19 protein-coding genes and 1 tRNA gene are annotated in these 22,854 nt (G+C 65.0%); 5 read left to right on the forward strand and 15 right to left on the reverse strand.

The genetic code is table 11. The features are described from left to right. Window positions 1–45: 45 nt before the first annotated feature. The 15 genes from HW932_RS10520 to bchF all read right to left on the reverse strand — a co-directional run bounded on the left by HW932_RS10520 (window position 46) and on the right by bchF (window position 18,095). On the reverse strand, window positions 46–1,161 hold the full coding sequence (locus tag HW932_RS10520) for a restriction endonuclease (protein WP_176976449.1): 1,116 nt from the start codon (window positions 1,159–1,161) through the stop codon (window positions 46–48). 13 nt (window positions 1,162–1,174) lie between these two features. Further along, window positions 1,175–2,467, reverse strand: a complete 1,293-nt coding sequence (locus tag HW932_RS10525) for a TerD family protein (protein WP_246296773.1) — start codon at window positions 2,465–2,467, stop codon at window positions 1,175–1,177. A 94-nt stretch (window positions 2,468–2,561) separates the two neighbouring features. Next, window positions 2,562–3,926 (reverse strand): class I adenylate-forming enzyme family protein, encoded by a 1,365-nt coding sequence (locus tag HW932_RS10530; protein WP_176976451.1) that lies wholly within the window; start codon window positions 3,924–3,926, stop codon window positions 2,562–2,564. A gap of 32 nt (window positions 3,927–3,958) precedes the next feature. Next, window positions 3,959–4,558 carry a bacteriochlorophyll 4-vinyl reductase gene (bchJ, locus tag HW932_RS10535; protein WP_176976452.1) on the reverse strand — a complete coding sequence of 200 codons (600 nt, stop codon included), beginning with the start codon at window positions 4,556–4,558 and terminating at the stop codon, window positions 3,959–3,961. After that, complete coding sequence (hemN, locus tag HW932_RS10540; protein WP_176976453.1) at window positions 4,555–5,838, reverse strand: oxygen-independent coproporphyrinogen III oxidase; 1,284 nt, start codon at window positions 5,836–5,838, stop codon at window positions 4,555–4,557. The genes bchJ and hemN overlap by 4 nt, the downstream gene beginning before the upstream one ends. A gap of 427 nt (window positions 5,839–6,265) precedes the next feature. Continuing rightward, the gene (puhE, locus tag HW932_RS10545) at window positions 6,266–7,156 is read right to left on the reverse strand and encodes a putative photosynthetic complex assembly protein PuhE (protein WP_246296774.1); all 891 of its coding nucleotides are present in this window, start codon (window positions 7,154–7,156) and stop codon (window positions 6,266–6,268) included. A 137-nt stretch (window positions 7,157–7,293) separates the two neighbouring features. Then, window positions 7,294–7,752 carry a photosynthetic complex assembly protein PuhC gene (gene puhC / locus HW932_RS10550; protein ID WP_176976454.1) on the reverse strand — a complete coding sequence of 153 codons (459 nt, stop codon included), beginning with the start codon at window positions 7,750–7,752 and terminating at the stop codon, window positions 7,294–7,296. A gap of 12 nt (window positions 7,753–7,764) precedes the next feature. Further along, entirely contained in the window at window positions 7,765–8,424 is a 660-nt protein-coding gene (puhB, locus tag HW932_RS10555; protein ID WP_176976455.1) for a photosynthetic complex putative assembly protein PuhB, read from the reverse strand. Continuing rightward, window positions 8,421–9,200, reverse strand: coding sequence for a photosynthetic reaction center subunit H (gene puhA, locus HW932_RS10560; protein ID WP_176976456.1), 780 nt, complete (start codon window positions 9,198–9,200; stop codon window positions 8,421–8,423). Before puhA ends, puhB begins: the two co-directional genes overlap by 4 nt. Before the next feature lie 235 nt (window positions 9,201–9,435). Next, window positions 9,436–10,137: a magnesium protoporphyrin IX methyltransferase gene (bchM, locus tag HW932_RS10565; RefSeq protein WP_176976457.1), complete on the reverse strand. Its 702-nt coding sequence runs from the start codon at window positions 10,135–10,137 to the stop codon at window positions 9,436–9,438. Beyond that, a complete protein-coding gene (bchL, locus tag HW932_RS10570; RefSeq protein ID WP_176976458.1) occupies window positions 10,137–11,042 on the reverse strand; it encodes a ferredoxin:protochlorophyllide reductase (ATP-dependent) iron-sulfur ATP-binding protein in 906 nt (301 codons plus the stop codon). The genes bchM and bchL overlap by 1 nt, the downstream gene beginning before the upstream one ends. Window positions 11,043–11,044: 2 nt before the next feature. Further along, window positions 11,045–14,779, reverse strand: coding sequence for a magnesium chelatase subunit H (locus HW932_RS10575; RefSeq protein ID WP_176976459.1), 3,735 nt, complete (start codon window positions 14,777–14,779; stop codon window positions 11,045–11,047). Then, window positions 14,754–16,331 carry a ferredoxin:protochlorophyllide reductase (ATP-dependent) subunit B gene (gene bchB / locus HW932_RS10580; protein WP_176976460.1) on the reverse strand — a complete coding sequence of 526 codons (1,578 nt, stop codon included), beginning with the start codon at window positions 16,329–16,331 and terminating at the stop codon, window positions 14,754–14,756. The genes HW932_RS10575 and bchB overlap by 26 nt, the downstream gene beginning before the upstream one ends. Before the next feature lie 4 nt (window positions 16,332–16,335). Continuing rightward, window positions 16,336–17,580, reverse strand: a complete 1,245-nt coding sequence (locus tag HW932_RS10585; RefSeq protein ID WP_176976461.1) for a ferredoxin:protochlorophyllide reductase (ATP-dependent) subunit N — start codon at window positions 17,578–17,580, stop codon at window positions 16,336–16,338. Continuing rightward, window positions 17,577–18,095 (reverse strand): 2-vinyl bacteriochlorophyllide hydratase, encoded by a 519-nt coding sequence (gene bchF, locus HW932_RS10590; RefSeq protein ID WP_176976462.1) that lies wholly within the window; start codon window positions 18,093–18,095, stop codon window positions 17,577–17,579. The genes HW932_RS10585 and bchF overlap by 4 nt, the downstream gene beginning before the upstream one ends. Before the next feature lie 444 nt (window positions 18,096–18,539). On the opposite strand from bchF, the gene ppsR reads away from it, so the two are divergent. From ppsR to HW932_RS10615, 5 genes are all read left to right on the forward strand, one after another. Beyond that, entirely contained in the window at window positions 18,540–19,976 is a 1,437-nt protein-coding gene (ppsR, locus tag HW932_RS10595) for a transcriptional regulator PpsR (RefSeq protein WP_176976611.1), read from the forward strand. Window positions 19,977–20,128: 152 nt separating this feature from the next. Continuing rightward, entirely contained in the window at window positions 20,129–21,043 is a 915-nt protein-coding gene (gene chlG / locus HW932_RS10600) for a chlorophyll synthase ChlG (protein ID WP_176976463.1), read from the forward strand. A 98-nt stretch (window positions 21,044–21,141) separates the two neighbouring features. Then, complete coding sequence (locus HW932_RS10605; RefSeq protein ID WP_176976464.1) at window positions 21,142–22,332, forward strand: geranylgeranyl diphosphate reductase; 1,191 nt, start codon at window positions 21,142–21,144, stop codon at window positions 22,330–22,332. Then, a complete protein-coding gene (locus tag HW932_RS10610; RefSeq protein ID WP_176976465.1) occupies window positions 22,329–22,616 on the forward strand; it encodes a hypothetical protein in 288 nt (95 codons plus the stop codon). Before HW932_RS10605 ends, HW932_RS10610 begins: the two co-directional genes overlap by 4 nt. A 61-nt stretch (window positions 22,617–22,677) precedes the next feature. Beyond that, window positions 22,678–22,754, forward strand: a tRNA-Arg gene (locus tag HW932_RS10615). The last annotated feature ends 100 nt before the right edge of the window (window positions 22,755–22,854 follow it).

The following is a 22,854-nucleotide window of genomic DNA, read 5'->3' on the forward strand; positions in this document are numbered from 1 at the left end:
TTTGAGTCTTCGATGATCTTTTTCAGCGTTGGCATGGGGCGATCTTCAGGTTGGGGCATTCGCAGCGGCTGGATCAGTGCTTGGAGGCAGCGACACCCCATTGATCTGCCACCGAGCCAACTGTTCAGGGCCGACCAACATCAACCGCTCACTCTTGCTTGCGCTCTCCAGCGCCTGAGCCGTAAAACCGCTGGTGGTAACGAATACACCGAGATCGGCGCCGTTTTCCTCGATCACGCCCTTGAACTGCTGGATGGCCGGCCGGCCGACGGGGTTTTCGGGGGTATAGCGCTTACACTGCACCAGGATGAGCCGCCCACCGTCCTTGGCCACGCCATCGATGCCGGCATCACTCCCTGCCGGTGTGACCCAGGCGGTCAAGCCGGCCTCGACGAACAGACTCATGACGTGCTGCTCGAATTCCAGCGGCGAGAGGACGAGCCAGCGAGTGCGCAATGCAGTTGGATCGTCGGGCATGGGATGCTGACGGGGCGCGGTGATGTCCTGGACGACGGCATCGCGCGTCGAAGCCTTGAGGCGTATCAAAGCGGCATCGGTGGCGAGCAGTGCCAGGATGCCTTGAACGAAGAGCGCGTTGTCGTCATCGGTGTCGAGGAGTGCGGCGATCAGGCTGGTCAGCCCGCTAACCCCCAGGAAGAACACCAGCAGCGCGGGCAGACCGATGGCCCCACCGAAGGCGGCGATGCCGACACCAGAGCCGCCGAGTACGGGTGCAGCGAGCAGCGTCGCCGGCAGGGCGACGCGCAGACCAACCGGGAGCCGACCATAACCGTTGAGCGTCGCGGCGACGAGCCGTTTGACCACAGCCAAGGCTGAAGCATCCGGGCGCGTGACACGCAGTTTGGCGATCTTCTCGTGAGTCGACAGTCGCTCGCTGGCGAGGATGGTACGTGCTTGCAGTAGCCAGGCGACGGCCGCTTGCTGAGTCGGGTCGACCAAGGGTGATGATGCCTGTTCAGGCGGGGGTATACCCAACCAATCCAGAACAGCTTGACGATCTGCGGCCGAGAGTCGGTCGAGATCCTTCGGGAGATAGGGTGTCGGCGTAGTGGGCGGCACGACATCATCGGTTGCGAGCCAGTCGAGCAGGATTGGCGGCAAGGTCGAATCGGCAGGCGGTATGGCGTTGGGATCCGTCATGGCGCTCTCCCGGTCATGGATGAATCAGTGTGTCTTCCACGACCTGCTGGATGACCTCGTTGTCGAAGCTGCATCCGGTGTCACGCTTGATGACGAGACGTATCTTGTTGATGACGTCCTCGGTCAGGAGGGCACGGATGAGGCTTTCGCGTGTCAGGGCGCTGACCTCGTTCCAGTGTTTCTCCAGCATCCCCTTGCGCGTCATCCCAAAGCGCGAGATCAACAACAGGCGCTCGCAGTCCTCCAGACTGACATCAGGCAGCAGGTCAACCGAGAAGACCAGATTGGCCGTGACCATGTCATGCGTAGCGATATGGTAGACGCGCCAGGTGGCGAGATTGGTCAGCAGTGCCCAGCGGATGCCGGAATAGGCACCGTAGGAGGTGGACTGGAAGACATGCTTGTCGCGCAAAGTGAGTCCTGCGCGCTTGCTCTCGCCGACGATGAGATCCTGATCACCGACAGCCAGCACATAGTCGGCCTTGCGCCCCTGAACCTTCTGCTCGGCCTTGATCTCGTCCATTGAATACCCGAACACGTCCATCAGGATCTTGTCGAGGATCATGCGGGTATTGCTCTCGTTGAGCTGATTGTCGACGGCGGCCCGGATTTGCGGCAGGAAGCGACGCAACGCCTTCTGCAGGGCTTCGGCCTTTTCCGCCCGCACCTGCTTGGGTGAGCGGCGGCGACTGAGGGTGACGGCTGGATTGGTCCTGTCGTCTTCGGAGACTTCAGTTTCCTCGGCCGTCGACGACTGGAGGTTGACGCCAAGTGCTGTGGCCAGGGTGTCGAGTCCACCGTTGTACCCCTGCCCCACGGCACGGAACTTCCAGGTTCCCTGGTGGCGGTAGAGATCACCAAGCATCAAGGCGCGTTCCCGTCCGGCAGGCTTGAGATCGAAGCGAATCAATTCGTCTTCGCCGGCCAGATCCGTGAGACGGATGTAGAGTTGATCGAGCAACCCGCAATGAGGGCAGCCCTCGACATCGGGTTCAGTCGCCAGGGTGACGGTGAAGATGATCTTGGTGACATCTTCGGGGACACGATCCAAAAAGGCGCGGAAACGGCGCTGGTCGTCGTCTGGGTCGCTCTCCAGAATGAGCGAGCCGCACGGTGTTTCGGCCTGGTTGTAGAAGACGAAGTCCTGATCGTGTCGTACCTGGCCTGTCGAACCGATCAGAAACGCGCAGGCATCGATGTCCCAGGACAGCCCAGCATCCCAGCCGATACCGACGAGGATACGGTTGTGAACCAGCGGCGCATTGGCCCCCTGTTGCAACTCCAGCCCCATGATCTCATCCCTCAACCTTGAACCATGACAGGATGATTGTAGCTACAAGCGTACTTGAACACACACCGATCAAATCGAGATCCGTCTGAACAAGCCCTGTCCTTCCGTCTCAACAACCAGACGACTGAACCAAGGCCGCAATTCGGGCGCGGTCGTATTTGCCTGAGTCGAGCAGCGGCAGCCGCTCCAGTCTGAGAAAAGCGCGCGGACACTCGGGGCCGCTCAGATGGGTTTGGCACCAGTCGGCCAATTCGGTCTCATCACGTGTGCCGGCATAGACCGCCGTCAATCGATGCCCCCAAACGGGGTCCGGGCCGGCGACGATCTGCACCTCGCTCACGCCCGGCGCCTCCTGCACGACTTGGGCGACCTTGGTCAGTGACACATTCGTTCCGCCGATCACGCGGATATCGTCGGCGCGTCCCGATATCCGCAATCGCCGATCATCCGTCAAACAGCCGAGATCGGCCGGTTCGAACCAACCGCCCTTCTCCAGCCCTTGCCCTGATCGGCGCTCAGGATTGGCATAGCCGAGCATCAGCACGGGTCCACGGATGCGCAGACGTTCAGGCGATGCGTCACACTCCGGCGCCTCGACGTCGACATCGGGCAGGAGCGTGCCGACGAGACTGGTGTCCAGCTCGCCGCCATCCTCCGCCGCGAGCGCCCCAGTGGTAGCGATCTGCGACCCGGTCTCGGTCATGCCATAGGTGAGCTGGATCGGCCAGCCAGCGGCCAGTGCGCGCTCGGCCAGAGGACGGCTCAAGGCCTGTCCACCGACCTGGACCACGCGCAGACTCAGCGGCGCCCGCCCCCCCAGATCCAGCAGACGTGCGAGCATGGGCGGAACGAGCGAGACATGGGTCACACCATGCGCCTCCAGCTCGCGCCGCACGGTCGGCGCATCGAAGCCATCATGCAGCCGCAGACGCGCGCCCGCGAGCGCCGCGCGATAGAGAATGGCCGCGCCGCCGATATGACTGAGCCGGAGACAACAGAGCCAGATCGACTCCGCCGTGACGCCGAGCCGTGCATTGACGCGACTGGCCGAGGCCCGCAATCCGGCGTAGCCGTGCATGACGATCTGGGGATGACCGCTGCTGCCGCTGGTCTTGATCAGGAGCGCGGCGCGTGCTTCAGGTGAGACGTCCGTTGTTTGGGTCGCGTCCAAGAGCGGAACCAAGCCCGTCGAATCAGGATTCCACAGCCATTCGACCCCGGCCAGCTCCGCTAACGCCAGACGCTCAGCCGGGTCGAGGCCGGAACGATAGGGAAAGACTCCAGCCCCGATGCGCCCGAGCGCCAGTATCGTCAGGGTCAGATCAAGAGCAGGCGAATCGGGCGCCATCACGACCTGTCCGGGTCTCAGGCCGCACTCCATGAACGCCGCCGCGCGCTCAGCGACCTGAGGCGCGAACGCATCCGCCCCGAGTCGGCCCCCATCGGTGATGAGAACCGGCCCCGGATCATTCAACCAGTAGGAATCGTGCGGAAGCGAGCGACGCGCTATGACCAGCGCCCCTCGAACAGGCAACTCGGATCGCCCATGGCCTGACAGGCGGTCTCGGTGAAGACGGTATCCGGATGCACCAGTACCCGGAACAGCCGCTCGAAGGTGCCGGCATAGAAGTCGCACAGCGGCTCATCGGCCATGGTCCCGCGACAGAGCGGCGAATGCGTGATCTCGATCCGGGGCGGATTCTCGGACGTGACCGCGAAATGCCCGGTCCCGACGAAAGTCCAGGCATTGCCCGAGATCGCCTTGAGCAGGGTGCGACTGGCCAACTTCGCCGGCAGGATCTTGAGCAGCGCCTGCGCCGGACGCGGAATCCGCCGCGCAAGCAGATAATCGCCGGTCCGCCGCCCGGCATCGCGCGCGATCTCACGCGCCTCGGCGATCCCAAGCTCATCGCGCAGCGCCTGTTGCAGCGCGATGACCTCCTGCTCCGGCACCATGGCCTCGGGGAGCGCGTCGAGATAGGCTTCCAGACCCGCTCGATTGAACACGGCCTCGGCGACCGTGCGACCGCGCTGTTCGTTCAGCGCCTCGAAGACGCGGATGATGGCATTGGGGCCGATACGGCCATGATTGTCTGTTTGACTCACGAGGACATCCTGAAACGCCACTGACTGCTGCTATCGATCAAATCGTCCTGGTCGGAACAGAGACCATGCAGGATATAACGCCCCTGGGGCGTGACCCGAATGCCCTCCTCCGAGATCTCGACCAACCCCTGCTCGGCCTTGCGGCAGAGCTGTTCGTACTCGTGATCGAGATCGGCGGCCGAACTGGCCGGAAGCTGAAGATTGCACATGAGATGGAGCAGCGCCTGACGCCGACGCCGGTCGGCTTCGTCGAGACGCCGACCCCAGGCCACGGGGAACTGACCATTGTTCAACCGCATCTGCCAGACACGCAGATCGCTTTCGTTGCGGATCAGCGCATCGGCCAGTTCGGCCGTGCCGCTCGGCCCAAACGCCAGCACCTGCCGGTCTGTGCTGGTCGTGTAGCCAAGCGAGTTGCGATAGAGCCGCCCGTCGACCTGCGCCTCATAGAGTTCGTCGTCTTCGAGCACGAACAGATCCAGCCCGACCCAGCGATAACCGGCCTCGGTGAAGGTGCGCACGGCGCGATGGAAGAGCGCGAGCTTTTCGGCGGGGGTCGGGAGATGGGCGGTGTTGATGGCGTGCTGGTGGGGGCGGCGGGCGGGATCATGGGCATAGCTGAAACAGGCGACCCGATCCGGCCCCAGATCCAGCACCTGGTCCAGAGTCGCCTGGAAGCCGCGCGGAGTCTGGAACGGCAGTCCATAGACCAGATCCAGATTGATGCTCTCGAATCCGGTCTGGCGCGCGGTCAGGAAGACGTCGCGCACCATGTTGAGCGACTGCACCCGCCCGATGGCGCGCTGCACGTCGAGATTGAGATCCTGGACCCCGAAGCTGACACGCTCGAAACCGAGTCCGTGGATGAGTTCGAGCTGACCGGCCGAGGCGCGACGCGGGTTGCATTCGATCGAGGCGCAGGACTCAGGGGTGAGTGTGAAATGGTTCTCGACGATCTCCATCAACCGCGCCAGTTGCGGTTCGTTGAGATGATTCGGGGTGCCGCCGCCGATATGGAGCTGCTGGATCGGACGGCGCCGACCGATGCGCTCCGTCACCATATCCATCTCGCGTTCGAGCGCGTCGAGATACTGGTCGACCTTCTCCAGGCTATGCGTCACCGTGGTATCGCAGGCGCAGTAGAGACAGCGCACATGACAGAAGGGGACATGGATATAGACGGCGAGATTGCCGTCAGGCGCTTGACGCAGTGTGTCCAGAACGTCCAGATATTGCATCTGGCTGAAGGGAGTGTCTCCAGGCGATCTCAGGGAAGACATCGGACAACCGGGCGCCGCGAGGTCGTGCCGTTCGAGGAATTCCAATGGGAGGCTCGTAGGGAGAGGAGGCGCCATGTCTGTCACCCACCTAGTCGGTTTGAGTCATTGTCATTGTACTTCTCACAGCGGAAGCCCGCCTGATGCTCCAACCCGACCGACGATCCTGGAACGTCCTACGATGATCCACGCGACGGCTCATCGACCGTTCGAGCAATGGATGAAGACCGATACGATGCGCGCATCATCGGCCATCGATGTCCAGGATGGAAGGACTCGGGATGATCCGCAAGCGCTGGAGTGCGGCGGTTCCCAATAGGTCGAGCGCGAAGTATATCGGGACTCGTCTCCAAGCTCCAGCGTGTATCGCCGTGTACGTTGAAAGTTCCCTGGTCTCAAGCCGCCATCCTGCGATCGGCTCGCCCCGGCGTCAGAGACGGCCCGTCTTGGCCAGGAAAGGCATGGAGGTGTCGGGTTGCGGCAGCGTCCTGGGCTGGAGGACGCACAGGCTGGCCATCGAGTCGTCCGGCGCGCGCCCGGCTCCATCCTGGTCGTCGTGCGGCTCGTGCGCCGGCAGCGCCCAGGCCCAGAGCGCCTCATCGGGCAGCGGCAGCACCAGCAACCAGTGCTCCAGGATCGCGAGTCCCAGCAGACTGGCCACCAGGATCAGCCCCACGGCCGGGGCGCCCGTGACTTCGGGCGAGAGCGCCTCCAGCACGATGAGCACATCGACGATGGTGGCCAGGGTGACGGAGACCGGAAACAGCAGATTCATCGCGCGTTTGACCATGTAGGTCTTGAGATAGCGCAGCGGCTCGGGCAGCCAGTCCTCGTTCAGATTCGGCACGCCGAGGAACAGATTGAGCTTGGCGCTCCAGCGCATGATCCAGAGCACGATGAAGGTCCAGGCGCCGACCTTGTTCGGCTCGCCCCAGGTGGCCAGCACCATGAACAGCACGGTACCGAGGATCAGGAGCTCGTGATAGAGACTGGTGAGGATCGCCAGTCCGAAGCGCCTCCACTTCGAGCAGCCCGGCGGGCAGGCCGTCTTGCGCGGCCCCGTGATCAGGCCGGTGAAGTAGCTCATCTCGATCACGCCCCAGATCACCACGCCGGCGGTGAAGGCGACATAGGCGCCGGCCACGCTGGTCGAGGCGCTGCTCACGATCAGGACGAAGATGGCGATGGCCAGGACGACCGAACCGCCCATCAGCGTCCAACGAAAGGTACGTCCAGGCAGATTGTCGAGATAGAGCACGACCCCCGTACTGAACCACCAGAGTCCGAGCGCGAACAGGAGTGGGAAACCGTAATCAGCCATGCGTTGAACTGCGTCTCGGAGGTAGTCGGCGTGGAGGCGTGTAGGATAGCGGAAAACGGCCCGATGACGGGCCGTTGGTGATCAGCGCCGACGCGCGCACGCCCGCTCGCGGACGCGCCCGTGTCCGGCGATCCGTCTCAGCGCTGCACGGGCGCCGAGGGCAGGAACACCGCGAACGACCCCTCGTTGTCGACGCCATAGGCACGCAGATCGAGCCGAATCCCCGTGATCGGATCTTCGAGCGTCAACATGCCATCCTCGCGCCGTGCCAGATGGAAGGGTTCGCTGAGGTCGGCCTCATAGCCCTTACGCTGGCGTTCCATGCTGCGCAACATGCCGCGCACGAATCCCTCCCCGCCGGGCGGCAGGGTCTGGATGAGTTCGTCCGTGGCCGCGTCACGCACCGCCATGGAGCCGTCCGTCTGCTCGACGAAGCGGATGTCGCGCGACTCGACCTCGGCCAGGAACGGCGCCTGCGGCATCATGTAGCCGGTCAGACGCGCAAAGGCGATCATGACGATGGTGAAGCCCAGCAGGGCGCCGACAGCGATCAGGACGCCCTTGGGAAAGGTGCGCCCCTCGAATGCATCACTCACTCACTGACCTCATCAGGATAGGGTTTCGGTCGCGGACGCCAGGACCGCGTCGTCCATCGCCTCGTTGCCGGACACCCGCGCCGTCGCTTCCGACTCCAGATAGTCCTGGAGCGCTTCGGCCAGGATTCCAGCGACCTTGGCGGCGTCCGGAATGGTGCGCAGCATCGGCTGGACCGGGGCGAAGTGCCAGGGCCGCACATGCGGCCAAAAGATCATGTAGGACGGTTTGGCGGATTGATCCAGGAGCAGCGGGATGTCCCCGGTGCCGTCTTCATAGACGCGCAGATCCGCCGAGCGCACCTGCTTGAACGGCAGGTTCATCATCATCGGCAGGGCTGCGCCGATGCGCATGACCAGGCGCCTGTTGGTGATGGTGTAAATGCTGGAGCGCGCCATCGACCACCCCAACCAGGTCAGGGCGCCGATGGAGACGGCCGCCAGCAGCAGGATCCAGGTCAGTCCCTGGACCAGGCTGGCCAGGGTCAGACCGTCCGAGGCATCCACCAGCACGGCCAGGACCGCCAGCACGCCGAAATAGATCGCCACCTTACGGACATGAAAGGCTCGCCGAGCCAGGGATTTCCAGCTCGGCGAACCCTGCCAGAGCACCTCCTCCCCAGGAGGCAGGCGCTCGGGCAAGCCCGGAATGGGCTCGACGTCGTACTCCCTCACAGCAGAGGACCGGCACGCTCAGCTGTGGCGTAGAGCTTGCCGCCCGCGTAGTAGGCGCAGACCTTGTCTTCCTCGTAGAGGGTGATCTGGTCCGGCTTGGCCAGCGTCGGGACGTTGGCGAAGTGCGCAGCCTTGATTGCGGCGACCTTGACCTTACGTGCCTTCTTGTCGAAGCGGCTGAAGCCGATCGGCAGCAGGACGTTCTTGCCGCCGGCGGCGACCTTGACTTCCAGATAACGGATCTGCGGCTCGGAGCGGTCGACCCAGACGTCGGAAACGGTACCGGCGACCTCGCCGTCGAGACCGACGACGGTCATGCCGCGCGGATCGGGATCACGCTCGGCGATGGAGAAATCAGTGGCGACACGCAGCGGCACGATCTTGGGCAGACCCTCGAAGGTCAGATCGCAATGCTTGGCGCGATCGGGCGAAGCGGCCGGACCGAAGCCGGAGAGCATGGGATCGCCGTTGGGCTCGAAGGGTGCGCCCGGGAAGGGAGCGACCGGCGTAGCGTTGATCGAGGTCGGAGCCTCGACGCGCGGAGCCATGACGGTGCCGGCATTGTGCGGCAGGACGAAGGTCTTGGGCTCGGCCAGATCGGGGAAGCCGACGACCTTGACGCGACCGCCTGAGCGCTCGGTGCGATCGGAGTCGAGCGGATAGCCTTCGCGCTTGTCCTCGCGACGCAGATAGATGATGAGACCGGCGAAGAAGAACCAGAAAGCCCAGATGGTGAGCTGGGCGACGTCCATATATTCAGTGATGGCAGCAGACATGAGTTAACCTCCGTAGGAGTAAATAGCTAGCCAGGACAACAGCTAGACCGATGCGTGGCGACCGCCGTGGACCGAATCCATTCGCCAGGCGCACGGACGGACCCAGGACGACCAGCGTAGCGAAACACAGATCTCGATTCCAACCGCCTTGGGTCTGCCGAAGCAGCACTCCAAGGCACCCACACCCAACCGCTGCGATGGACAGCCGTCATCGCGAGCGTCGTACTTCAGCATCTCAGGACGGGAGCAGCTCCAGCCCCTGAGACATATAGAACCCGACGGCGATGCGCCGTGTCCTCTCGGGCCGCCAACCGCTCAACCCGGATTCCGCGCCGATCAACCCGCGAAGCTTGGCCTCGCTCACCGGCTCGATGGCCGGCGAGCGATCACTGCGCGGGAAGAGCTGACCGACCGCGTGCATGATGGTCAGCGGAATCGTCCTCGGCGCGAAGGTGAAGACGATCGAACCGCTGGTGCGCGCGGCCAGTCCCGCCAGGACTTTCACCACGTCCTCAGGACGATAGTGGATGAGCGAGTCCATGGCGACCACATGATCGAACCGACCATGGGCCGGGTCGAGCATGTCGCCGGCCTGAAAATCGACCGAGCCTGACCCCAGATCGGACGGCAACCGCTCGCGGGCGATCTCGATCAGGGTCGGGGCGACATCAATGGCGACCACTTCGGCCCCGCGCCGCGCGGCCTCGACCGCCAGCATCCCGGTGCCGCAGCCGGCATCGAGCAGACGCTTGCCGGTCAGATCCTGCGGCAGCCAGCTCAGGAGCGTCTGACGCATGTCATCGCGCCCGGCGCGCACTGTCTCGCGCACACGGCTGACCTTGGCATCGGAGGTCAGCTTGGACCAGGCGTCGGCGGCGGTGCGATCGAAATAGGTTTCGATCTTGCCGCGTCGTTCTTGATAGGAGGCGTCTGACATCAATTGAACCCCAGAAAATCGAAGATGTCGCGGTCGGCCATCGGACGCGCCTCCAGCGGCTCGACGCCATCCAACAACTGCTGCGCCAATTGCAGATACTGCTGCTGCGCCTCTTCCAGACCCGAGCCGGGTTCCGGCTCCATCTCGAACACGGTCGACTTTTTGAGACGACTGCGGCGGATGATGTCGAGATCCGGCAGATGGGCCAGACGCTTGAGTCCGACCGCCTCGGCGAAGCGGTCGATCTCGTCGGTGTTGCGACTGCGGTTGGCAATCACGCCGCCGAGCCGGACTTTGTAATGCTTGGACTTGGCCTTGATCGCCGCCGCGATGCGGTTCATGGCGAAGATCGAGTCGAAGTCGTTGGCGGTGACGATGAGCGCGCGCTCGGCATGTTGCAGCGGCGCGGCGAACCCGCCGCACACCACGTCGCCGAGTACGTCGAACACCACGACATCGGTGTCTTCGAGCAGATGGTGCTGCTTGAGAAGCTTGACCGTCTGACCGACCACATAGCCGCCGCAGCCGGTACCGGCGGGCGGACCGCCGGCCTCGACGCACATCACGCCGTTGTAGCCTTCGTAGACATAGTCGCTCGGACGCAGCTCCTCGGCATGGAAGTTCACCGATTCGAGGATGTCGATGACCGTCGGCACCAGACACTTGGTCAGGGTGAAGGTCGAGTCGTGCTTGGGATCACAGCCGATCTGGAGCACGCGCTTGCCAAGCTTGGAGAACGCGACCGACAGGTTCGAGGAGGTCGTACTCTTGCCGATGCCGCCCTTGCCGTAGACGGCGAAGACCTTGGCGCCCTCGATCTGCATGTCGGGGTCGAGCTGAACCTGCACGCTGCCTTCCCCGTCCGGGTGACTGGACAGGTGGAAGCCGCTGGATGATGCCTGCATCGTCACGCCGCCGCCTCCTGGAACACACCTTCGAGCCGATCTTCCAATTCTTCTCCCGCGCGTCGCAGCGCTTCGAGCGTCGCCTCGTCGGGCGACCAGTAGTTACGTTCATGGGCCTCGATCAAGCGATTCGCGACCTTGGCCGAGGCGGTCGGATTGAGCGCCGCAAGCCGGTTGCGCATCTCCTCGTCGAGGACGAAGGTCTCGGTCAACTGCTGATAGACCCAGGGCGCGACCTGTCCGGTGGTGGCCGACCAGCCCATGGTGTTGGTGACATGGACCTCGATCTGACGCACACCCTCGTAGCCGTGCTTGAGCATGCCCTCGTACCACTTGGGGTTGAGCATGCGGGTACGGGTCTCCAGTGCCACCTGCTCGGCCAGGGTGCGGACCACGCCGTCGCCGCGCGTCTGGTCGCCGATGTAGACCGGCACCTCGTCGCCCTTGTACTGACCGACCGCCTTGGCGATGCCGCCGAGCGTGTCGAAGTAGTGGTCGACGGTGGTGACGCCCAGCTCGACCGAGTCGAGGTTCTGGTAGGCCAACTGGACATGACCGAGACAGCTCTTGAGCAGTTCGGCCTGCTGCACCGGCTTGCCCGAGCGGCCATAGGCGAAGCTCTTGCGGCGGGTGTAGGTCTCGGCCAGCTCACCCTCGTCGTCCCAGGTGCTGCTGTCGATCAGGTGGTTGACGTTCGCGCCATAAGCCCCGTCGGCGTTGCTGAAGACGCGCAGTGCGGCGGTCTCCAGGTCGCAGCCGTGGGCGGCCTGATACTCCAGCGCATGCTTGCGGATGAAGTTCTGCTCCAGCGGCTCGTCGGCACAGGCGGCCTGATAGGAGGCATCGGCCAGCAGCTTGGTCTGCAAGGGCAGCAGGTCGCGGAAGATGCCCGACAGGGTCATGACCACGTCGACGCGCGGACGGCCCAGTTCTTCCAGCGGGATCAGGGTCGCACCGGCCAGACGGCCATAGTTGTCGAAGCGCGGACGCGCGCCGATCAGGGCCAGCGCCTGACCGATCGGACCACCCTCGGTCTTGAGGTTGTCGGTGCCCCAGAGCACCAGCGCGATGGTCTCGGGGAAGCCGTTGCCCTCGGCCAGATGACGTTCGATCAGGAGTGCCGCGTGCTTGAAGCCGTCCTTGACCGCGAACAGGCTCGGCAGCCGGAAGGGATCGAAGCCGTGCAGGTTACGTCCGGTCGGCAGGATCGCCGGGGTGCGCAGCAGGTCGCCGCCGGGCGCGGGCGGGATGAAACGCCCATCGAGCGCGCGCAGGATGGCCGGGATCTCGGTGTCCTGCACCAGCAGGCGGTCGATCTCGGCCAGCTCGCGGAAGAGCGTGACGTTCTCTTCGCTGGTTGCCATCTTGGCCGCCTTGAGCGCCTTCTCGGCCGACTTGCCGGCGATCAGGGCCTCCAGCGCGGCGCGCTCGGGGCGGATGTCCTTGGTGGACTCGGCGATCGCCATCAGCAGATCGACACGCTCTTCCTCGGTCGGACCCTCGCCGACGACGTGCAGACCATGCGGGATCAGGGTGTATTCCAGCTCCAGCACGTCTTCGTTGAGCTTGGCGATGCGCGAACCGACCTCGTCCTCGGTCCAGGCCGGCTCCAGATCGGCCAGCTCCAGCTCGGCGGCTTGGGCCTGGATGATCTCGGCTAGCGAGCGGCGCTCATCGATCTCGGACGGCGGCAGCGAACGCCAGCGTTCCATTGAACCCTTGAGATCGATCAGGCCCTTGTAGAGTCCGGCGTGGGCGATCGGCGGGGTGATGTAGCTGATCAGGGTCGCGGCCGAGCGGCGCTTGGCGATGGTGCCTTCGGACGGGTTGTTCGAGGCGTAGAGATAGATGTTGGGCAGATCCGAGATCAGACGATCCGGCCAGCACTCGCCCGACATACCGGCCTGCTTGCCCGGCATGAATTCGAGCGCGCCGTGGGTGCCGAAGTGCAGCACGGCATGGGCGCCGAAGTCGTCGCGGATGTAGCGATAGAAGGCGGTGAAGGCGTGGGTCGGCGCAAAGCCCTTTTCGAACAGCAACCGCATCGGGTCGCCTTCGTAGCCGAACGAGGGCTGGATGCCGACGAAGACGTTGCCGAACTGGGCGCCGAGCACGAAGATCGAGGCCCCGTCGCTCTGCTGCTTGCCGGGCGCCGAACCCCACTGCTTCTCGATCTCGGCCAGATAGGGTTCACGCTGGACATGATCATCGACCGGAATGCGCGTATGCACATTGGCATGGGCGCCATAGCGCGCGGCATTGCCGTTGACGATGCGCTCGCGCAGGTCGTCGACGCTCTCGGGCAGATCGACGCTGTAGCCGGCCGCGTCCATCGCTACCAGGGTGTTGTAGAGCGAGGCGAAGACCGACAGATAGGCGGCCGTACCCGTATTACCGGCGTTCGGCGGGAAGTTGAACAGCACCGCCGCCACCTTGCGCTGGGCGCGCTCGGCACGGCGCAGACGCACCAGCTTCTCGACACGCGCGGCCAGCATCTCGGTGCGTTCCTTGTGCGACTGCATGTCGCGCGCACCGTCTTCCGCGCCGCCGCCGCTGCGTCCGCCATAGACCAGTGAACCGGCGGCGCCGTCGAGTTCTGGAATCGCGACCATCATGGTCGCCTCGACCGGCAGCAGACCCTGAGCCGATTCCTGCCACTGATCGAGCGTCTGGAACTCGACCGCGAGCGTGGCCAGATAGGGCACGTCGAGCCGCTTGAGGATCTCTTCAGCCGCGTGCGAGTCGTTGTAGGCCGGACCGCCCACCAGCGAGAAGCCGGTCAGCGAGACCACGGCGTCGACCGTGGCGATGCCGTCCTGCATGAAGAAGGTCTCGATCGCCGGACGCGCATCCAGACCGCTGGCAAAGGCCGGGACGACGTGCAGACCGCGCGCTTCGAGCGCCTGGATCACGCCGTCATAGTGCCCCGTGTTGCTGGCGAGCACATAGGAACGCATCAGCAGCAGACCGACCCGCCCCTTCTTCGCATCCTGGATGCCGGGCAACTGGTTGAGCTTGTCGGAGATGCGGCCCTTCATGCGCGGGTGATAGAGACCGACCTCGGGATACTCGACCGGGGAGGCGACCTTGAGCGAGCCGCGCAGATGCGCACGCTCGCCGCCGGCATAGCGGTCGACCAGGAAGCGGACCATGTTGCCCAGGTTCTCGTCGGAACCGGCCAACCAGTACTGGAGGGTCAGGAAGTAGGCACGCACGTCCTGCGCGGTGCCGGGGATGAAACGCAGCAGCTTGGGGATACGGCGCAGCATCGACATCTGCTGGGCGCCCGCGCTCTGCTTGCGCTCCTTGTTGCCGCGCAGCTTCTTGAGCAGCGCCATGGGACCGCCGCTGGAGGAGCCGTCCATGCTGAAGCCGCCCATACGGGTCAGCTTCATCAGTTCCGAGGCCGACATGCAGACGATCATGGCGTCGCACTGATCGCGCCGGGCGGCGAGCGCCGGCAGGATCGGCTTGAAGTGCTCTTCCATGACCAGCATGGTGACCATGATGATGTCACCCTCGGCGATGTCCTGCTTGCAGCGTTCGAGCGAGGCCGGATCGTCCGCCCACTCGGTCGCCGCGTGCAGCTTCAGCTGCAAACCCGGCAGATCACGCTGAACCTGGGGGAGCGCGCGCTGCGTCGTCCCCGCCAGATGGCCATCGAGATTGATGATGACGACGCGAACCGGAGTCGCGTTGGGGCGCGTCTGATCAGCGGCCGAAGTGCGCTTTGGCATCGTAGAGCGTCTCCACAGTGATGGTCTGGATCCCGCGCTCCTCGGCGAAGCGCTCGGTGTTGCGCTTGGCTTTGCCACGCACGAAGAACGGGATCTTTTTCAGTTCCTGCTCGGCTTCCGGTGCCCACACCATGGCTCCATCGGCGACGACGGCCGTTTCCGTCGGCTCCGGCGGACTGTCTGGCGCCTGGCTCATGCGCGCGGTCGTTGGCCCAAGATGCGAGGGTGTCGCGCCATCGTGAAACTCGAAATCCTCCCGGAACATGGTCACGAGGTGTTCCTCGAGTCCCATCATCAGCGGGTGGACCCAGGTGTCGAAGATGACGTTGGCGCCCTCGAAGCCCATCTGCGGCGCATACCGGGACGGGAAGTCCTGGATGTGCACCGGCGCCGAGATCACCGCGCAGGGGACTCCCAGACGCTTGGCGATGTGGCGCTCCATCTGGGTGCCGAGCACCAGCTCCGGGTGCAACTCGGCGACCTTGGCCTCCACCTCGAGGTAGTCGTCCGTGATCAGCGGCTCGACGCCGTAGCGCTTGGCCGCCTCGCGGACCTCGCGGGCGAACTCGCGGGCATAGGTGCCCAGGCCCACAACCGTGAAACCGAGCTCTTCGGCCGCGATCCGCGCCGCGGCCACCGCGTGCGTCGCATCACCGAAGATGAAGACCCGCTTGCCCGTCAGATAGGTCGAGTCGACGGACCGCGAGTACCAGGGCATTCTAGACGAGATTGGCTCGCGCGTCGTGTCGACTTCGATCCCGGCGGCGCGCGCGGCCTCCTGGAGGAACTCGCGGGTGGCGCCGATGCCGATCGGGACGGTCTTGACCACCGGCTGACCGAAGCTGCGGCGCAGCCAGTCGCAGGCCTGATCCGCGACCTCGGGATAGAGACAGACGTTGAAGTCGGCCTCGGGGATGCGCAGCAGATCGGCGGGCGTGGCACCGAGCGGAGCGACCAGATTGACGTCGATGCCGATCGAGTCGAGCAGGCGCGTCACTTCCAGAATATCGTCGCGGCAGCGATAGCCGAGCGCGGTCGGACCGAGCAGATTGGCCTTGGGCCGCGTGCCCTGGGCGCGCAGTTCGCGCTCGGTGCCGGGCGCCGGGACGCGGCTCTTGAGCAGGCCGCGGACCATCTGATAGAAGGTCTCGTTCGCGCCCCAGTTCTCCTTGCGCGTATAGGCCGGCAGTTCCAGCGGCAGTACGGGCACCGGCAGTCCCATACCCTGAGCCAGCGCACCCGGCTGATCCTGGATCAGCTCGGCGGTGCAGGACTCGCCGATCAGGATCAGCTCCGGCTTGAAGCGCTCATAGGTCGCCTCGACCGTGGTCTTGAACAGCTCGGCGGTGTCGCGTCCCAGATCGCGCGCCTGGAAGCTGGTATAGCTCACGGGCGGACGCGAGGCACGGCGCTCGATCATGGTGAACAGCAGATCGGCATAGGTATCGCCCTGCGGGGCATGCAGGATCAGGTGCACACCCTTCATCGAGGCAGCGATGCGCATGGCGCCCACATGGGGTGGCCCTTCATAGGACCAGAGTGTCAACTGCATGTCGTCAAACCTTCAGCAAGGCGCCGCGCACCAGGGGGCGCGCGAACAGCTCGGCCAGATCGGCCGCTTGATCGAAGCCATGGACCGGCGTGAACACCAGCTCGATCGACCACTTGGTGCGCAGGCCCTCGGCCTCCAGCGGATTGGCCAGACCCAGACCGCAGACGGTGAGATCGGGCCGTGCCGCGCGCACGCGGTCGAGTTGCCGATCCACGTCCTGCCCCTCGGTCAGATGCAGATCCGGCGGCAGCAGCGGCAGCTCGGCCTCCATGAGCTGACGATCCAGGAAGGGCGTGGCCACCTCGACCAGCTCCATGCCGCATTCGCGCTGGAGGAAGCGCGCCATCGGGATTTCGAGCTGCGAGTCGGGCAGGAAGCAGATGCGCTTGCCGGCCAGGAGTTCGCGCTGACGGGCCAGACCTTTCTCGGCACGGGCGATGGCCGGAGCCGTGACCGCCTCCAGCCGCTCGGCGGGGATGCCCCAAGCGTCGGTCGCGGCCTTGAGCCAGGCGCGCGTGCCCTCGATGCCGAACGGATAGGGCGCGGTGATCAGGGTCGCGCCGCGCTTCTGGAGTGCACGCGCCGTCTCGCCGACGAAGGGCTGAGCCAGCAGCATCAGGGTGCCGTTGCCGACCGACGGATACTCGGTCGCGTGACGCGGCGGCAGGAATTCGACCGGGCCGATGCCCAGCTCGTCGAACAGCCGTTTGAACTGATCCTCGACCACATCGGGCAGGGTGCCGACGATCAGGAGCGAACGCTCGCCCGCCGCACGGGTCGGCAACTCGGGCAGCAGTGCCTGCAAGCACGCATCCTCACCCTGGGTGAACGCGGTCTCCAGACCACTGGCCGAATAGTCGAGCACCCGCACCCGGTCGCGATAGACCTCGGACAACCGCTCGGCGGCCTTGCCCAGATCGAGCTTGATGACCTCGGACGGACAGGAGCCGACCAGGAACAGGGTCTTGATGTCGGGACGGCGCTCCAGCACCTCGGCGGCGACGCGGTCGAGTTCCTGATTGCAGTCGGCCAGACCGGCCAGATCGCGCTCCTGCAAAATCGCGGTCGCGAAACGCGGCTCGGCGAAGATCATCACACCTGCCGCCGATTGCAGCAGATGGGCGCAGGTGCGCGAACCGACGACCAGGAAGAAGGCATCCTGGATCTTGCGATGCAGCCAGACGATACCGGACAGACCGCAGAAGACCTGACGCTGTCCCTGCTCGCAGCGAATCTCGGGCGCGCTCATTCGGCGGCTCCGGCGAGTGCGCCGTCCTGGGCGTTGTCCTTACGCTGACCTTCGAGCCGGGCCGCGCGCAGCTTGATCAGGAACTGACCGGCGTTGATGATGTAGGTCGCATAGGCGGCCAGGGCGATGAACATCTGGGTCTGGCTGTCGAGCGTGAATATCGCGACCAGATAGGCCGTATGCAGCGCCAGCACCAGCATGCTGAACACGTCTTCCCAGAAGAACGACTCGGCGAACAGATACTTGCCGAAGACCACCTTCTCCCAGATCGAGCCGGTGATCATGATGGTGTAGAGCACCAGGGTCTTGACGACGACCGAAATGGTCGCAGCCAGATAGCCCTCGCCGGTCGCCAGATAGCGCAACACGAGATAGAGGCTGATCAGGAACACCACGAACTGCACGGGCGCAAGGATCCCCTGAACCAGGGTCCATGACGATTCGTCCCGCCGCCGGCGCTCTTCCGGGGTGTAGAGTGGCCGACGCGGGGGCTGTGAGGCTGAATGCTGGGTCATCTGCTGTGCTTGAGGCCGAAATGCGATTGAAAGATCCCCTAGATCTTTACCGAATCGTCAGTGGAAATCTAGTCCGCTTTCCTTGATGCGTCAACCAAACTTTACGTAAACCTGACTTGACAACCCGAAACAAGCCACCACAATAGGGGTCAAGCCCCGGATTGGGAGCCGCTCCATTCTGGCGTTTGCCCGATCCCTTACTTCTTATAGGGAAGAACGATCTACTCCAGTGAGTCGGCCCGAACCGCGGATGAGTGCCTTAGACGCGCCTGGGTATCGAGCCGAGCCAAGCTGAATGAAGACCAAAACTGGAGGTGAATGTCCATCGCGGCCGGTGCTGCGTCCGATGGCCGCCGTGGAATCCACCGAGTCCCTGGCCGTGGAGACTCCGCGTGCCCGGAGCATCGAGGATGTGCCCATGTGGCCGTGGAGGGTCCGGTGGCCGTGACTGCGTTCAGCGCCCCGAATGAGCATCTCGGCACCCTTGATGCCGCGACGGCGGCCGCCCTGATCGAGGGGCTGGCCGATGTCGCCGTCGTGCTCGACGCGGCGGGGACGGTCCGGGACGTCTCCTTCGGCAACGCTGATCTGCGCTCCGATGTCGACGCCGACTGGATCGGCGAGCCCTGGCTGACGAGCGTCTCGCTCGACACCCGCCCCAATCTCGAAGCCCTGCTCGACGAGGTCCGGCAGGTTCCGGTCACGCGCTGGCGTCAGGTCACGCATCGCGGCGCGCGCGGCAACGAGATCCCGATCCAGTACCGTGCCCTGCGCCTCAAGGGCGACGACGGTCCCATCGTCGCGGTCGGACGCAGTCTCCAGGGCATGGCGGCGCTCCAGCAGCAGCTCATCGACGCCCAGCAGGCCCTAGAGCGCGACTACTGGCGCTTCCGTCAGGTCGAGACCCGCTACCGGCTGCTGTTCCGTATGGTCTCGGAGGCCATCCTCATCATCGACGCGCCGACTCAGCGCGTGGTCGAGGCCAATCCGGCCGCCGGTCAGCTTCTGGGCGAGGCGCCGGCGCGCATCATCGGGCGCCCCTTCCCCGAAGGCTTCGACACTGAGGGTACGCAGGCCATCAACGGTCTGCTGGCGGGCGTGCGCGCGGCCGGACGTGCCGACGACGTGCGGGCGCGTCTGATCGACGGTGCGGAAGACTTCCTGGTCGCGGCCTCGCTGCTGCGTCAGGAGAACGCCTCCTTCCTGCTGGTGCGGCTGTCGCCGATCCTGGCCGAGTCGGCCTCCAGCGCGCCGCCGGATGCCAAGGTGCGCTATCTGCGCGTGCTCGAAGAGGCCCCGGACGGCGTGGTCATCACGGATGCCGACGGGCGCGTCCTGAGCGCCAACGCCACCTTCCTGAGCCTGGCCGAGATCGCCACCGAACAGCAGGCGCGCGGCGAGTCGCTCGACCGCTGGCTTGGGCGTCCGGGGGTCGATCTCAGCGTGCTCATGGCCAATCTGCGTCAATACACCACGGTGCGGCTGTTCGCGACCCTGCTGCGCGGCGAGTACGGCACCACCACGGATGTCGAGATCTCGGCGGCGGCGGTGCGCAACGGCGAACGGCCCTACTTCGGCTTCTTCATCCGCGACGTCGGACGCCGACTGCACAGCGAGCCGCCGGTCAGCCCCGAGCAGACGCGCTGGCTCGATCAGCTCACCGAGCGCGTCGGGCGCGTACCGCTCAAGGAACTGGTGCGCGAGTCGACCGACACCATCGAGCGACTGTGCATCGAGGCCGCGCTCAAGCTCACCGGGGACAACCGCGCCTCGGCCGCCGAACTGCTGGGCTTGAGTCGGCAAAGTCTGTACGTCAAAATCGACCGCTACGGCATCGTCGCGGATCATCATGCCGCGCCGGCGTCCGCCGAAGAACCCTAAACAACCGTTTTGCCGCGCCCGATACGACCTTCCATCGCTTCCGAACTCGACGGCCTGCACTCCGGTTCGGGAGTTCATGCCTCGCGATGTCCGGGGGGCTTGGAATCGGGCGATGCACGGATCAAACCGCACCCAAGACAGGTTTCCCCCGCATGAATCAGACCACGGTCATCGCGACCCGGACCTATCCCGAGCCCAAGGCCATTCTCGAAGTCCTGCATCCCATCACCTGGTTCCCGCCGATGTGGGCCTTCACCTGTGGCGTGGTCTCCTCGGGCGCGCCGATCCTGGAGCAGTGGTGGCTGCTGATCGCCGGCATCATCCTGGCCGGGCCGCTGATGTGCGCCACCAGTCAGGTCGTCAACGACTGGTACGACCGTGATGTCGACGCCATCAACGAGCCGGATCGCCCGATTCCGTCCGGGCGCATCCCCGGACGCTGGGGCTTCTATCTGTCGCTGATCTGGACGGTGGTCTCGCTGGCGCTGGCCTATGTGCTCGGTCCCTGGGTGTTCGGCCTGGCACTGATCGGCATGGCCATCGCCTGGGGCTACAGCGCCCCGCCCTTCCGTTTCAAGGGCAACGGCTGGTGGGGCAATCTGGCCGCCGGCATCTCCTATGAGGGCCTGGCCTGGGTCACGGGCGCGGCGGTCATGATCGGCGGCGCCCTGCCCGGCTGGGAGATCCTGGTGCTGGCGCTGCTCTACAGTCTCGGCGCGCACGGCATCATGACGCTCAACGACTTCAAGGCCATCGAGGGCGACATCGAAATGGGCGTGCGCTCGCTGCCGGTTCAGCTCGGCGTCGAGAAGGCGGCCTGGTGGGCCTGTGTCGTCATGGGCCTGCCGCAGGCGGTCGTGGTCGCGCTGCTGTTCGCCTGGGACAAGCCGGCCCATGCCATCGCCGTCGGCGTGGTGCTGCTGATCCAGGTCGCCCTGATGGTCCGTTTCCTCGCCAAGCCGGTCGAACGCGCCGTCTGGTTCAGCGGACTGGGCGTGACCGTCTATGTCACCGGCATGATGATCAGCGCCTTCGCCGTGCGCGGGCTGATGACGGCGGCCGGCTGAACCTCGCGGATGCGGGGCGGCGCCGGATGTTCAGCGAAGCGCGCGCCCTCCATCCTCCCTGTCAATCCTGAACGAACGCTCCAGCAACGAGATTCCCCATGTCCAACCTCGAAACCTTCGACGTCGTCGTGATCGGCGGCGGACCGGCCGGCGCGACCGCCGCCAACGATCTGGCCAAGGCGGGCCGCTCGGTGTGCCTGCTCGACCGTGCCGGGCGCATCAAGCCCTGCGGCGGCGCCATTCCGCCTCAGGCCATGCGTGACTTCGATCTGCCCGAATCGGTGCTGGCCAACCGCGTCAGCTCGGCGCGCATGATCTCGCCTTCGGACCGCAAGGTGGACATGCCGATCCAGAACGGTTACGTGGGTCTGGTCGACCGCGAGCACTTTGACGAGTGGCTGCGGGCGCGTGCCGCCGAGTCCGGCGCGACCCGTCGTACCGGCACCTTCGAGAAGATCGAGCGCGATACGGACGGGACGGCGATCGTCGTCTATCGTCCTGGTCAGGGGCGCAACGATTCGCCGAGCGAGAAGGTTCGGGCGCGCGCCGTCATCGGCGCCGACGGGGCCAACTCCTTCGTCGGCAAGCACTATGTTCCGGGCTATGAGACGGTCAAGTATGTCTCGGCCTATCACGAGATCCTGCGCACCCCGGAAGGCTTCGACGGCAGCCGTTGCGATGTTTACTATCAGGGCGACATCTCGCCGGACTTCTACGGCTGGGTCTTCCCGCACGGCGACACCATCAGCGTCGGCGTGGGCACGGCCGTTCCGGGTTTCTCGCTGCGCGCGGCCTGTACCGAACTGAGCCGGCGCGCCGGACTGGGCGATGCCGAGATCCTGCGTCGCGAGGGCGCGCCGATTCCGCTCGAACCGCTCAAGTGCTGGGACAACGGGCGCGACATCCTGCTGGCGGGCGATGCGGCGGGCGTGGTCGCCCCGGCCTCGGGCGAGGGCATCTATTACGCCATGATGGGCGGACGGCTGGCCGCGCAGGCCGTCGACGAGTTCTGCCGCACCGGTGATCCCAAGGCGCTCAAGCAGGCGCGCAAGCGTTTCATGAAGGACCACGGCAAGGTGTTCTGGGTGCTGGGCATCATGCAGCGCTTCTGGTATTCCAGCGACAAGCGCCGCGAGCGCTTCGTGAGCCTCTGCGCCGACCCGGACATCCAGTATCTGACCTGGGAGGCCTATATGAACAAGCGTCTGGTCAAGGCCCGTCCGGGCGCGCATCTGCGGATCTTCTTCAAGGACATGGCTCATCTGCTGGGTCTGGTGTCGCCGCGTTGAGCGAGCTGTTCGCCAGCGGTCGGATCATCGATCTGATCCTGGTGCTGATCGTGGTCGAGGGCCTGGTATTGGCCCTCGTGCATCGGCGCACCGGGCGTGGGCTTCCGCCCTCGGATCTGATCGGCTTCCTGCTGTCGGGATTTCTGCTGATGCTGGCGTTGCGGGCGGCTTTGGTGGGGGCCTGGTGGGGCTGGATCAGTCTGGCCCTGACCGGATCGCTCGTCACCCATCTGGCCGATCTGGCCTGGCGCTGGCGACGTGCGGGGCGACGTCCGTCCGAATGAGACTCGGGCGGGCGGCATGGTCCGAGTGTCCGCCTTGCGCTAGAATGTCCTCACTTCACAAGCCCTCGTAGCTCAGTTGGATAGAGCAATCGCCTCCTAAGCGGTAGGTCACAGGTTCAAATCCTGTCGAGGGCGCCACATACCCTCTGGCTCTCCGTGTGCTCATCACCCACGAGCGCGAAAAGCTGATCAGCGCCATCCTCTACTTCGCGAGCCATACGCGCCACTGTGGCAAGAT

The sequence above is a fragment of the Allochromatium humboldtianum genome (assembly GCF_013385175.1).
GTDB lineage: Bacteria > Pseudomonadota > Gammaproteobacteria > Chromatiales > Chromatiaceae > Thermochromatium > Thermochromatium humboldtianum.